The sequence below is a fragment of the Roseateles agri genome (assembly GCF_034043675.1).
GTDB lineage: Bacteria > Pseudomonadota > Gammaproteobacteria > Burkholderiales > Burkholderiaceae_C > KK5.
Genome location: NZ_JAXCLA010000006.1, coordinates 463261 through 475841, shown reverse-complemented (window position 1 = coordinate 475841; position 12581 = coordinate 463261). Strand labels below are relative to the sequence as shown.

Sequence of the window (12581 nt, the reverse complement as noted above, 5' to 3'; positions counted from 1 at the left end):
TGGCAATGCATGGCCGGCTCAGGCAGTGGGGGTCAGGGACCCGAGCGCCGGATAGTCCGTGTAGCCTTCGGCGCCCTCGCCGTAGTAGTGCGCCCGGTCGGCCTCGGCCAGCGGTGCGCCCAGGCGCAGCCGCTCCACCAGGTCCGGGTTGCCGATGAAGGGCCGGCCGAAGGAGACCAGGTCGGCATGGCCGGAAGCGACCGCATCGATGGCCATCTGGCGGTCATAGCTGTTGTTGGCGATGTAGCGGCCACCGAAGGCGCGGTGCAGCGCCTTGAAGTCGAAGCCGCTGGCCTCGTTGGCGCCGCGCGTCTGGCCCTCCACGCAGTGCAGGTAGGCCAGACCCAGCTCGCCCAGGTGCTCGGCGTAGCGGCCGTAAGTGGCCTGCGGGTCGCTGTCCAGCGGGATCGCGCCGGCCGAGCGGGTCAGCGGCGACAGCCGCACGCCGACGCGATGCGGGCCCCAGATCTCGGCCACCGCCTCCACCACTTCGAGCGGGAAGCGCAGGCGGTTCTCGAGCGAGCCGCCGTAGCGGTCGCTGCGCAGATTGGTGCTGTCGCGGACGAACTGCTCCAGCAGGTAGCCGTTGGCCGAATGCACTTCGACGCCATCGAAGCCGGCTTCCAGCGCGCATTGCGCGGCGTGCTTGTAGTCCTGCAGGATCAGCGGGATCTCGTCGGTGCGCAGCGCCCGCGGCATCGACGGCGGCGCCTGCGTGCGCGATTCGAGGTAGACCAGCTCGCCGGCCTGGATCGCGGAGGGGGCCACTGGCGGCTCGCCGCCGTGCAGGTCGGCGTGCGAGACGCGGCCCACGTGCCAGAGCTGGTTGACGATCTTGCCGCCGGCGGCGTGGACGGCGTCGGTGATCTTGCGCCAGGCGGCGACCTGCGCCTCGGTGAAGATCCCCGGCGTGAAGGCGTAGCCGCGGGCCTGCGCGGAGATGTTGGTGGCCTCGGAAATGATCAGGCCCGCCGAGGCACGCTGGCGGTAGTAGTCGATGGCCAGCGGCGAAGGCACGCCGTCCGCGCCGGCGCGCGAGCGGGTCAGCGGCGCCATGACGATGCGGTTGGTGACGCGGATGGCGCCGACCGTGGTGGGGGAGAACAGGTTGGGCGATGAAGAGACGGTGCTCATGGTGATGACTCCTGGATGATGAAGATGCGGGAACGTTTCAGGCATGCTGCGGCTCGACCCGGACGGCTCCGGGCTCGCGGGTGAAAAGACAGCTCAGTGCCTCAGAGGCCGCCGACGGCCAGGTACTTCAGGCTCAGGTATTCCTCGATGCCGTGGGTCGAGCCTTCGCGGCCGATGCCGCTGTCCTTGACGCCGCCGAAGGGCGCCTCGGCCGTGGTGATGACGCCGGCGTTGACCCCCACCATGCCGCTCTGGATCGCGCGGCCCACGCGGAAGGTGCGCGCCAGGTCCCGCGTGTAGAAGTAGGCGGCCAGGCCGAACTCGGTGGCGTTCGCGGCATCGATGGCTTCCTGCTCGTCCTTGAAGCGGAACAGTGCGGCGACCGGGCCGAAGGTTTCCTCGCTGGCGATCAGCATGTCCGGCGTGGCGTCGGCGATCACGGTCGGCTCGTAGAAGGTGGCGCCCAGCGCATGCCGCTTGCCGCCCAGCAGCACCTGGCCGCCCTTGCGCCGCGCGTCCTCGACGTGCGATTCGACCTTCTTCACGGCGGCCAGGTTGATCAGCGGGCCCTGCTCGACACCTTCGTCGAAACCGTTGCCCACCTTCAGCTGGCGCACCCGCTCGGTGAAGCGGCGGGCGAACTCGTCGTAGATGCCGTCCTGCACGTAGAAGCGGTTGGTGCAGACGCAGGTCTGGCCGCTGTTGCGGAACTTGCTGCCGATGGCGTTTTGCACCGCGAGGTCCAGGTCGGCGTCGTCGAAGATGATCGTCGGCGCATTGCCGCCCAGCTCCAGCGAGAGCTTCTTCATCGTCTCGGCCGACTGCTTGTAGAGCAGCTTGCCGACGCGGGTGGAGCCGGTGAAGGTCAGCTTGCGCACCAGCGGGTTGCGGCTCAGCTCGCCGCCCACCACGGCGCCGTCGCCCGTCACCACGTTGACAACGCCCGCGGGGATGCCGGCCAGTTCCGCCAGCACGCCGTAGAGCAGGCCGCAATAGGGCGTGAACTCGGAGGGCTTGATGACGATCGTGCAGCCCGCGGCCAGCGCCGGCGCGACCTTGCGGGACAGCATCGAGAACGGGAAGTTCCAGGGCGAGATGGCAGCGACCACGCCCACCGGTTCCCGCGTGACCAGGATCTGCCGATCCTTCCAGGGCGAGGGCACGATCTCCCCGTTGATGCGCCGGGCTTCTTCGGCGAACCACTGGATGTAGTCGGCGCCGAGCTTGATCTCGTTGCGCGCCTCGGCCAGCGGCTTGCCTTGCTCCAGCGTCAGCATCGCGGCGAGGGCGTCGATGTTGTCGCGGACGATCGCGGCCATGCGGTGCAGCTTCTCGGCCCGCTCGGCCGCGGTGGTCATCGACCAGTCGACGAAGGCCGCCTGTGCGGCATCGATGGCGCGGCGGGTTTCGGCAACGCCGACCCAGGGGATCACGCCGATGCGGGCCTCGTTGGCGGGGTTCTCGACGTCGAAGCTGCTGCCGTCATCGGCCTGCACCCAGCGACCGCCGATCAGGTTGGCCTCTTTCAGCCAGCCGGCGGTCTTGATGGATTCCAGCGTGTGGGTCGTCGTCATGTTCAGTGCTCCAGATGGGTTGCCGCGAGTGGTTTCGCGTCTGGATTCCAGTTTGGTGGCGCACTGACTGTTTGTCCAATATATGGAGGTTGCCTCTTCAGTATCGAAAAAATATGATGAGCCATGGAACTCCGACACCTGCGCTACTTCCTGGCCGTCGCCGAGGAACTGCACTTCACCCGCGCGGCGGCCCGACTCGGCATCCAGCAGCCGCCGCTGAGCCAGCAGATCCGGCAGCTCGAGGATGAGCTGGGCACCAAGCTGTTCCGCCGCCTGACGCGGGGTGTCGAGCTGACCGAGTCCGGCGTCTTCCTGCTGAAGGAGGCGCGCCTGATCCTCAACCAGGTGGAGCACACCAAGGCCGCCGTCCAGGGCCTGGCGCGCGGCACCAGCGGGCACATCCGGGTCGGCTTCAGCAATGCGAGCTACTTCAATCCGGTCGTGTCCCAGATCATTTGCGACTTCCGCGAGCGCTACCCGAACGTCGTGCTGACGCCGTTCCAGAGCGTGACGGCGGAGCTGGTCCACGCGCTGCACGAGGCCCGGGTGGACGTCGCCTTCCTGCGGGCGCCGTTCGACGATGACGGGCTGGCCTCCGAGCTGATCGTCGAGGAGCCGCTGGTGGCCGTGGTGCCGGAGGGCCACCCGCTGGCCGCACAGCGCGACACCGGCCTCGCGGCCCTGGCCAAGGATCCGTTCCTGCTGTTCCCGCGTGCGACCAGCCCGGGCTTCTACGACTCCATCATCAGCGCCTGCCAGCAGGCGGGCTTCAGCCCGAAGCTGGGCCAGGAGGCGCCGGACATTCCCTCGCTCGTGCACCTGGTGGGCGCCGGCTTCGGCGTGTCCGTCGTGCCCCAGGCGCTCTCGCAGATCAGCGCGCAGGGCGTGGTCTACCTGCCGATCAGCGGCGAGCGGCCGATGGCCTGGACCCGCCTCGGCTCACGGCGGAACGAGACGTCCGAAGCGGTCAAGAACTTCATCTCGACCGCGCGGCGCCACCGGATCGTCGGCTCGGTCGTGGCGCGCTGAAGCGGGAGCGGCGCTTGTTCTACGCGAGCCCGGTCGCGGCGCCCAGCTTGACCCGTTTCGCAAGCTCCGCGGCGCTCTCCTTGCGCTCGCTGTAGCGGTTCAGCAGGTAGGGGCCTCGGTCGCGCGTCAACAGCGTGAACTTCATCAGCTCCTCCATCACGTCGACGACCCGGTCGTAGAAGGCGGAGGGCTTCATCCGCCCGTCCTCCGTGAACTCGGCATAAGCTTGGGCAACCGAAGACTGGTTCGGGATGGTCAGCATCCGCATCCAGCGGCCCAGCACGCGCATCTGGTTCACGGCGTTGAAGGACTGCGAGCCGCCGGACACCTGCATCACCGCCAGCGTCTTGCCCTGGGTGGGGCGGACGGAGCCGGTGGACAGCGGAATCCAGTCGATCTGCGCCTTCATGATGCCGGTCATGGCGCCGTGCCGTTCCGGCGAGCACCACACCATGCCTTCCGACCAGGTGGCCAGCTCGCGCAGTTCCTGGACCTTGGGATGGGTGTCAGGCGCATCGTCCGGCAGCGGCAGGCCGGACGGGTTGAAGATCCGCACCTCCGCGCCCATGGCCTCCAGCAGTCGCGCGGCCTCGAAGCTCAGCAGACGGCTGTACGAACGCTCGCGCAGCGAGCCGTAGAGCAGCAGGATGCGTGGCGGGTGCTCGGAGGCGGCGGGCGCGGTCAGCTGCTCCTGGCTGGGGACATCCAGCAGCTCCGTGTCGAGGGCCGGGAATGTGGCGTCGGGGAAGAGTCGTTCAGACATGGTGTGCGGGAGTCGATGACGATGGCGGGGCGGGCGACAGGAGCCGATGCACGCCGACCGCGAGAGCCGCGCCGACGAACTCCGCGATGACGAAGCCCGGCGCGCTGGCGGGAGCGATGCCGGCGAAGCTGTCGCTGAACATGCGGCCGACCACGGCGGCCGGGTTGGCGAAGGACGTGGAGGCCGTGAACCAGTAGGCCGCGCCGATGTAGGCCGCCACCATCGCGGACACGCGCGCAGCGGGCGCGCGCAGGATGACCAGCAGCAGGCCGAAGGTGGCGACGCCTTCTGCGATCCATTGGCCCGTGCCACTGCGCACCTGGGTCGAGAACTGCAGCAGGCTCATGTCGAACATCGCGTGTGCGAGCCAGGCGCCGAGCACGGCGCCGGACAGCTGGGCCACGACATAGGGCAGCAGTGCCGCCGTGGCCAGCTCGCCGCGCCAGGCCATGACGGTGCTGACCGCCGGATTGAAGTGGGCGCCGCTGACGGGGCCGAAGACCTCGATGAGGACGTACAGCCCGCCGACCGTGGCGAGCGTGCTGGCCAGCAGCGCGAGACCCGCGTTGCCACCAGACAGGCGCTCGGCCATGATGCCGGAGCCGATGACGACGGCCAGCAGCAGCGCCGTGCCGAGCGCTTCGGCGAAGAGCTTGCGGGGCAGGTCCATCGCGTCAGCTGCGGGCGATCTCGCCCAGGGCTCGCTGCAGGTCCGCTCTATCCATCAAGGCGAGCGGCAGTTGGAGCAACTGCAGCATGCGGTAGCCGATCGCCTGGCGCGTCAGCTCGAAGGCGCGGCGCCTGCCGTCATCGCCGCCTTCGGCATCGGACGGGTCGGGGTAGCCCCAGTGAGCCTTCACCGGTTGGCCCGCGCCGCCGAGGAAGACGGGGCATGACTCCGCCGCGGCGCTGTCGCAGACGGTGATGACGATGTCCAGCAGTGGCGCGGTGGGCGCCGTGAACTCGTCCCAGCTCTTGCTGCGATAGCCGGTGGTGTCCACGCCGGCGCCGTGCAGCGCTTCAAGAGCCAGCGGGTTGATGCGACCGCTGGGTGCGCTGCCCGCGCTGAAGGCGCGGACGTTCTTGCCGAGCCGCTTCGCCCAGTGATTGAGCATGGCTTCGCCAAGGACGCTGCGGGCGGAGTTGTGGGTGCAGAGGATGAGCACGTTGATGGTCATGACGGGGAGTTTCAGCAGCCGCAGGACGCGGCCTTGCCGTCCACGGCGCAAGGAGCACCCTGGCAGCAGTTCTCGGTGAGGTAGCCCAGCAGGCCGTTCATGCGCTCGTAGTTGGCGCGGTAGATGAGGTTGCGGCTGGCGCGCTCCTGGTTCACGAGGCCGGAGGCGAGCAGCTCCTTCAGGTGGAACGAGAGCGTCGCCGCGGGAACGGCCAGTGCTTCCTGGATCGCGCCGGGTGTCAGGCCCGGATCGCCGACGACGACCAGCGCCCGGAAGATCTGCAGCCGCAAGGGTTGGGCGAGGGCGCCCAGGGCGCGAATGACGTCAGGTTCTTCCATATTTCGAGAATAATGGAAATATTGACGATGAGCAATCGCGCGACCTCGGCATCGGGCCGGCGCTACCATTGCCCTTCCATCCGGGAGGCCCCATGAAATTCCAGGATCTTCTTGCCACCGACGCGCTGATTCCCTCGCTACCGGAGGCGGTCAGCCGCATCCTGGGTGAGTTGCAGAAGGACGAGCCCGATCCGCGCCGCATCGTCCCGCTTGTGGCCGGCGAAGTGGGCCTGGCGGTGCGCGTCCTGCGCCTGGTGAACTCGGCGCGCTACAGCGCCGGCGGGGAGCGCATCGGCTCGATCGAGACGGCCACGGCCATGCTCGGCGTGTCGGCCGTGCGGCAGCTGGTGCAGGCGGCTGCCGTCGGTGGCGCCTTCCGGCAGGTTCCCGGCGTGGACATGGTCGATTTCTGGCGCTACAGCCTGGACGTCGCCAAGATCGCGCAGTCGCTGGCCGAAGAGGTGCGGCTGGACAAGGGGACGGCCTTCACCGCGGGGCTTCTGCACGGCGTGGGTGACCTGATCATGAACATGGCCATGCCCGATCGCCCCAGCCTGCAGCCGGCCTTCACGACCGACGACGGCCGCCATGCGGCGCAGATGGCCGACCTGGGCTACGCCTGGCCGGACGTCGGCGCGGCTTTTGCGGCGCGTTGGCGGTTTCCGGCGGCCATCGTCGAGGCGGTGCGCCATCAATGCAACCCGCAGGATGGCGAGTCGGACAAGACTCTGTCCAGCCTGCTGTACCTGGCCCGCTGGAGCGCCCGCGCGCATGAGCTGGACATCGAGGGCACGGCGCTGTTCGAGTCCTTCCCGCAGGGCGTGGCCGATGCGATCGGGCTGCAGGACGCCGCGCGCCTGCGCGACGAGGACGTGATCGCCTGGACGCAGGCGGACGAGGCGCGCGACTTCTCCTGAGCGGCAGCTCCCTTCCGGCGGGTTCGGTCCGCTCGCTCATTTGAGAATAATTGTTATTTACAATGAGCGGATGTCGAACGCAAACCTGATCAAGCTCTGGGTCTGGCCCGTGGCGCTTGCCCTGCTCACCGCCAGCGGGCTCATCAGCGCCCTGGTGTCGGATGGCTGGGGCGATGCCTGGTCGTGGCTCGCGCTGGGCCTGCCCGTGGCGGTGACGGCCTGGTTCGGCCTGCGGACGCGTTCCTCCTCCTCTCATTCCCGATAAGACCCCATGAAGAAGTCGATCACTCCGGTGGCGCTGGCCGCCGCGCTGAGCTGCCTCAGCCTGTCCGCCGCCCGCGCGCAGCAGGCCTCCGACACGAAGGCCGAGCCGTCCAAGCTGGAGACCGTCGTCGTCAACGCCAGCGCCGATGCCTCCAAGGACGGCCTGATCAAGCCCTACGCCGGCGGCCAGGTGGCCCGCGGCGGCCGCGCCGGCATCCTCGGCACCAAGGACAACCTCGACACGCCGTTCTCGATCACTGCGTACACGAACGAGCTGATCCAGGACCGCCAGGCCAAGAGCGTCGCCGACGTGCTGCAGAACGACGCCGGCGTGCGCGTGGCCCGCGGCTACGGCAACTTCCAGGAGTCCTACTTCATCCGCGGCTTCCTGCTGAGCTCGGACGACGTGGCCTACAACGGCCTGTTCAGCCTGCTGCCGCGCCAGTACATCGCGACCGAGCTGTTCGAGCGCGTGGAAGTGCTGCGCGGCGCCTCGTCCTTCCTGCTGGGCTCGAGCCCGGGCAGCGACGGCATCGGCGGCTCGGTGAACCTGGTGCCCAAGCGTGCCGCGAGCCAGGACCTGAGTCGTGTCACCGTCAGCACGGCCAGCGGCGGCCAGACCGGCGTTTCCGCCGACGTCTCGCGCCGCTTCGGCCCCGACAAGTCCACCGGCATCCGCATCAACGCGGCCTACAGCGACGGCGGCACGGCGGTGCACGACGAGCATGCGAAGCTGGGCCTGCTCGACGTGGCGCTGGATTGGCACAGCCGCGACGTGCGCCTATCCGCCGACCTCGGCTACCAGGACAACCAGCTCAAGCGCACCCGCACGAACGTGGCGCTGCAGGGCCTGACCGCGATTCCCAAGCTGCCCGACAGCGACGCCAACTTCGCCCAGCCCTGGTCGTACTCGAACGAGCGCGACACTTTCGGCACCCTGCGCGGCGAATACGACATCAACGACGCGGTGACCGCCTGGGTCGCCTATGGCGCGCGCCGTAGCTCCGAGGCGAACTCGCTGGCCAACCTGACGGTGACGTCCGCGAACGGCGACGGCAATACCTCGCGCTTCGACAACACCCGCGAGGATGCGGTGGACACCGGCGAGCTGGGCCTGCGCGGCAAGTTCAAGACCGGCAGCATCGGCCATGAATGGGTGGCGACCGCCTCCTCGTTCCAGCTGCGCAAGAAGACGGCCTACGTCTGGGACTACTACAACACGCAGTCGACCAATCTGTACTCACCGACCTACCTGGACCAGCAGCCGGCGTTCCGCGCGCCGTATGACTTCACCACGAACCCGACCGGCGCCTTCTACGGCGGCGACCTCGCCAACCCTGCGCTGACCGGCGTGACCCGCCTCACCAGCTACGCGATCGGCGACACGCTGTCGATGCTGCAGGACAGCCTGCTCGTCACCCTCGGCGCGCGGCACCAGAGGCTGCATGTCGAAGGCTTCGGCTACCAACTGGCCGCGCCCTACGATGAAAGCCGCACGAGCCCGGTGGTCGGCGCCGTCTTCAAGGCCGGCAAGCAGCTGTCCTTCTACGGCAACTACATCGAGGGCCTGAGCCAGGGCGACACGGTGCAACCGACCAATGGCGGCGCCGCCTTCCAGCTCGCGCCCTACGTTTCGCGCCAGAAGGAGATCGGTGTCAAGTACGACGCCGGCCGCATCGGCTTCGACGCCGCGCTGTTCACGACCAACAAGCCGCGCCCGGTGCAGAGCACGACCGTCGCCCAGGGCTACGACCGCCACACCGGCCTGGAGCTGAACGTGTTCGGCGAAGCGACCCGCGACCTGAAGATCCTCGGCGGCCTGACCCTGCTGGACACGACGCAACACGACACCGGCTCCGCGCTGACCGAAGGCAAGCGCACCTTGGGTGCCGCGAAGACGCTGGCGAACCTGGGCCTGGAGTGGAGCGTGCCTTCCGTCGACGGCCTGGCGCTCGATGGCCGCGTCGTCTACACCGGCGGCGTCTATGCGGACAGCGCGAACACGCTGGCCGTGCCCTCGTGGACGCGCTTCGACCTCGGTGCCCGCTACAACTTCGAAGTGCAGCGCACGCTGATGACGGCGCGCCTGCGCATCGAGAACGCGGCCGACCGCAAGTACTGGGCGTCCGCCGGCGGCTACCCGGAGCAGGGCTACCTGGTGATCGGCGCGCCGCGCACGATCAAGCTGAGCCTCAGCGCCGACTTCTGACGTGCTGTCCCAAGGAGCTCTGAAGACCTGGTCCTGGCTGCACAAGTGGAGCAGCCTGGTCTGCACCGTCTTCATGCTGCTGCTGTGCCTGACCGGCCTGCCGCTGATCTTCCATCACGAGATCGACCACGCGCTCGGCGAGGAGATCGAGGCTCCGGCGATCAATGGCGGCGCCGCCTTCCAGCTCGCGCCCTACGTTTCGCGCCAGAAGGAGATCGGTGTCAAGTACGACGCCGGCCGCATCGGCTTCGACGCCGCGCTGTTCACGACCAACAAGCCGCGCCCGGTGCAGAGCACGACCGTCGCCCAGGGCTACGACCGCCACACCGGCCTGGAGCTGAACGTGTTCGGCGAAGCGACCCGCGACCTGAAGATCCTCGGCGGCCTGACCCTGCTGGACACGACGCAACACGACACCGGCTCCGCGCTGACCGAAGGCAAGCGCACCTTGGGTGCCGCGAAGACGCTGGCGAACCTGGGCCTGGAGTGGAGCGTGCCTTCCGTCGACGGCCTGGCGCTCGATGGCCGCGTCGTCTACACCGGCGGCGTCTATGCGGACAGCGCGAACACGCTGGCCGTGCCCTCGTGGACGCGCTTCGACCTCGGTGCCCGCTACAACTTCGAAGTGCAGCGCACGCTGATGACGGCGCGCCTGCGCATCGAGAACGCGGCCGACCGCAAGTACTGGGCGTCCGCCGGCGGCTACCCGGAGCAGGGCTACCTGGTGATCGGCGCGCCGCGCACGATCAAGCTGAGCCTCAGCGCCGACTTCTGACGTGCTGTCCCAAGGAGCTCTGAAGACCTGGTCCTGGCTGCACAAGTGGAGCAGCCTGGTCTGCACCGTCTTCATGCTGCTGCTGTGCCTGACCGGCCTGCCGCTGATCTTCCATCACGAGATCGACCACGCGCTCGGCGAGGAGATCGAGGCTCCGGCGATGCCCGGCGTGACGCAGCACGCCCCGCTCGACGAGGTGATGAAGGCCGCGCGTGCCCGCTACCCGGATCGCATCGTCCAGTTCGCCTCGCAACCCGAGGATGACCCGAACCTCTGGTCGATCACGCTGACGCCCACACCCGAGCCGACGAACGACTTCAAGTCGATCGCCGTCGATGCGCGCACGGCGCAGGTGCTGGGCGAGTTCCGCGTCGGCGAAGGTTTCATGGACCTGATGCTGCGCCTGCATGTCGATCTGTTCGTCGGGCTTCCGGGCAAGCTGTTCCTCGGGTTGATGGGCTTGCTGCTGCTGGTCGCGATCGTCAGCGGCGTGGTGCTGTACGCGCCCTTCATGCGCAAGCTGGACTTCGGCGCGGTGCGGCGCGACCGCTCCACGCGCACCAAGTGGCTGGACCTGCACAACCTGCTGGGCATCACGACCCTGGTCTGGGCCTTCGTCGTCGGCGCCACCGGGATGATCAACACCTGGGCCGAGCTGATGGTCCAGTATTGGCAGAACGAGCAGCTCACCACCTTGCTGTCGCAGTACAAGGGGGCGCCGCTGGTGCCCGAGAGCGCGCGCGGCCCGGTGCAGAAGACGCTGGACGTGGCGCTGGCCCGGGAGCCCGGCCGACGCGTGGCCTTCATCGCCTTCCCCGGCACCAGTTTCTCCAGCCCGCACCACAACACCTTCTTCCTGCGCGGCGACCAGCCGCTGACGGCCAAACTGCTGCAGCCAGTGCTGGTGGATGCCGCCACGGGAGAGTTCACCGCCGCGCCCGCGCTGCCCTGGTACCTCAGCGCGCTACTGGTCTCGCAGCCGCTGCACTTCGGCGACTACGGCGGCCTGCCGATGAAGGTGACCTGGGCGCTGCTGGACCTGATCACGATCATTGTGCTGGGTAGCGGGCTGTATCTCTGGCTGAAGAAGCACCGCTAGACTGACGCTAACGAATCACTTCAGCGGAGCGAGAGCATTGTGCGCGCAGCCTTGAGCATCCTGGGCCTGGTCATTGTGCTGGCCATCGTCATGTTCAACATGAAGCACCAGGCGCAGCAGATCGCCGCCAGCCGGCCCGCGGCGTCGGCCGCATCGCAGGCGGGTCAAGCGGGTGCCGGCGGCCTGCCGAACCCTCAGGCGATCGGCCAGCAGGTCAACGATGCCGTGATGCAGGGCGCCTCCCGCGCGTCGGACGCTCAGCCCTGATCGACCAGGGTCCGCGCCAGCGTGCGGATCGTCAGCGGCGCGCAGCCCTCGGCGTGGTTGCTGATCGTGACGAAGCACTTGTGACCGGCGGCGGCCGTGCCGCGGATCACGCGAGCGAGCTGCCGGTGGGTGTCGGGATCGGGGTCGACGATACGGTCGAACTCGCCGTAGCGCTTCTCCGCGTCCTCGTAGCCGTAGGGGCCGTGCATGCGGTGCAGATTCCAGCGGCACACCAGCGGGCCCGGCCACAGCGCGCGCAGCATCGGCAGCTGGGCCTCCAGCGGGGGCAGCTTCGGGTGCAGGCCCAGGCAGTAGGTGGCGCCGGCGGCGCGCAGCAGCGCGGCGAAGTCGGGTGTCAGGAACTCCGGGTCGCGCACCTCGACGGCGACGATCCCGTCCGGCGCCCGGTCGCGCAGCGAGGGCAGGGCCTGCAACATGGCCTCCAGGCGGCCCAGCACCTCGGGCATGCGATCACGCAGCGCGTCGGGCAGCGGGCTCAGCTGGAACACCAGCGCGCCGATCTTCGCGCCCAAGCCTTCCAGCGCAGGCGCGATGAACTCCTGCACCGCCAGCTCGGGGTTCAGGAAGGCCTCGTTGGCGCGCCGGCTGCGGCCGTCCTCGTCGCGCACCAGCGCGTCGCTGACCAGGCTGGGCGCCTTCACGGTGAAGCGGAAGTCCGCCGGCACCTGGGCTGCGTAGTTCTGGTACTGCGCGGCGGTGAGCGGCCGGTAGAAGCTGCGGTCGATGCTGACGGCGCGCAGCAGCGGCTGCTGCGAGTAGGCCGATAGGCCGCGCTTGGACAGCATCTGCTCGGAGTAGGGCCGGTCCCACACGTGGCCGGCCCAGCCGGGATAGCTCCAGGTCGAGCCGCCCAGGTGGACCTGCGGCGGCAGTGCGGCAGCGAGGCGGATCTGCTCTTCGTCGGGAGGATGGGGCTGGACGCCCATGCCGCGCGGTTTGCGCGTTAGCAGTGGCGGCGTGCCCTCGGGAAACAAGGTGTCCTGCATGCCTAAAGATACACTGGCGAGCCGCTC

14 protein-coding genes are annotated in these 12581 nt (G+C 68.7%); 7 read left to right on the top strand and 7 right to left on the bottom strand.

Annotated elements, in window-relative coordinates:
• Positions 1-18: 18 nt before the first annotated feature.
• Together SNE35_RS20075 and SNE35_RS20070 are read right to left on the bottom strand one after the other, a co-directional pair.
• Positions 19-1134: an alkene reductase gene (locus SNE35_RS20075; RefSeq protein ID WP_320424779.1), complete on the bottom strand. Its 1116-nt coding sequence runs from the start codon at positions 1132-1134 to the stop codon at positions 19-21.
• 101 nt (positions 1135-1235) lie between these two features.
• A complete protein-coding gene (locus SNE35_RS20070) occupies positions 1236-2708 on the bottom strand; it encodes an NAD-dependent succinate-semialdehyde dehydrogenase (protein WP_320424778.1) in 1473 nt (490 codons plus the stop codon).
• A 123-nt stretch (positions 2709-2831) separates the two neighbouring features.
• Here SNE35_RS20070 and SNE35_RS20065 point away from each other — a divergent pair, with 123 nt between their 5' ends.
• Positions 2832-3737 (top strand): LysR family transcriptional regulator, encoded by a 906-nt coding sequence (locus tag SNE35_RS20065; RefSeq protein WP_320424777.1) that lies wholly within the window; start codon positions 2832-2834, stop codon positions 3735-3737.
• Between the two features lie 19 nt (positions 3738-3756).
• Here the strand turns inward: SNE35_RS20065 and arsH are convergent, their stop codons facing one another.
• Genes arsH through SNE35_RS20045 form a run of 4 tightly spaced genes read right to left on the bottom strand, consistent with a single transcriptional unit; the run spans position 3757 to position 6016 of the window.
• Complete coding sequence (arsH, locus tag SNE35_RS20060) at positions 3757-4500, bottom strand: arsenical resistance protein ArsH (protein WP_320424776.1); 744 nt, start codon at positions 4498-4500, stop codon at positions 3757-3759.
• Positions 4493-5170, bottom strand: coding sequence for an MIP/aquaporin family protein (locus SNE35_RS20055; RefSeq protein ID WP_320424775.1), 678 nt, complete (start codon positions 5168-5170; stop codon positions 4493-4495). The genes arsH and SNE35_RS20055 overlap by 8 nt, the downstream gene beginning before the upstream one ends.
• A 4-nt stretch (positions 5171-5174) precedes the next feature.
• A complete protein-coding gene (locus tag SNE35_RS20050) occupies positions 5175-5678 on the bottom strand; it encodes an arsenate reductase ArsC (RefSeq protein WP_320424774.1) in 504 nt (167 codons plus the stop codon).
• Between the two features lie 11 nt (positions 5679-5689).
• Positions 5690-6016: an ArsR/SmtB family transcription factor gene (locus SNE35_RS20045; RefSeq protein WP_320424773.1), complete on the bottom strand. Its 327-nt coding sequence runs from the start codon at positions 6014-6016 to the stop codon at positions 5690-5692.
• Positions 6017-6108: 92 nt separating this feature from the next.
• Between SNE35_RS20045 and SNE35_RS20040 the strand changes: the two genes are divergently transcribed.
• From SNE35_RS20040 to SNE35_RS20015, 6 genes are all read left to right on the top strand, one after another.
• Positions 6109-6933, top strand: coding sequence for an HDOD domain-containing protein (locus SNE35_RS20040; RefSeq protein ID WP_320424771.1), 825 nt, complete (start codon positions 6109-6111; stop codon positions 6931-6933).
• A gap of 70 nt (positions 6934-7003) precedes the next feature.
• Positions 7004-7198 (top strand): hypothetical protein, encoded by a 195-nt coding sequence (locus tag SNE35_RS20035; protein WP_320424770.1) that lies wholly within the window; start codon positions 7004-7006, stop codon positions 7196-7198.
• Between the two features lie 6 nt (positions 7199-7204).
• Complete coding sequence (locus SNE35_RS20030) at positions 7205-9406, top strand: TonB-dependent receptor (RefSeq protein ID WP_320424769.1); 2202 nt, start codon at positions 7205-7207, stop codon at positions 9404-9406.
• 1 nt (position 9407) lies between these two features.
• The gene (locus SNE35_RS20025; RefSeq protein WP_320424768.1) at positions 9408-10181 is read left to right on the top strand and encodes a TonB-dependent receptor domain-containing protein; all 774 of its coding nucleotides are present in this window, start codon (positions 9408-9410) and stop codon (positions 10179-10181) included.
• 4 nt (positions 10182-10185) lie between these two features.
• Positions 10186-11280 (top strand): PepSY-associated TM helix domain-containing protein, encoded by a 1095-nt coding sequence (locus SNE35_RS20020; RefSeq protein ID WP_320424863.1) that lies wholly within the window; start codon positions 10186-10188, stop codon positions 11278-11280.
• A gap of 39 nt (positions 11281-11319) precedes the next feature.
• Positions 11320-11547 carry a hypothetical protein gene (locus tag SNE35_RS20015; RefSeq protein WP_320424767.1) on the top strand — a complete coding sequence of 76 codons (228 nt, stop codon included), beginning with the start codon at positions 11320-11322 and terminating at the stop codon, positions 11545-11547.
• On the opposite strand, the gene SNE35_RS20010 is transcribed toward SNE35_RS20015, so the two are convergent.
• A complete protein-coding gene (locus SNE35_RS20010; protein WP_320424766.1) occupies positions 11538-12554 on the bottom strand; it encodes a DUF72 domain-containing protein in 1017 nt (338 codons plus the stop codon). The genes SNE35_RS20015 and SNE35_RS20010 overlap by 10 nt on opposite strands.
• Positions 12555-12581: the final 27 nt, after the last annotated feature.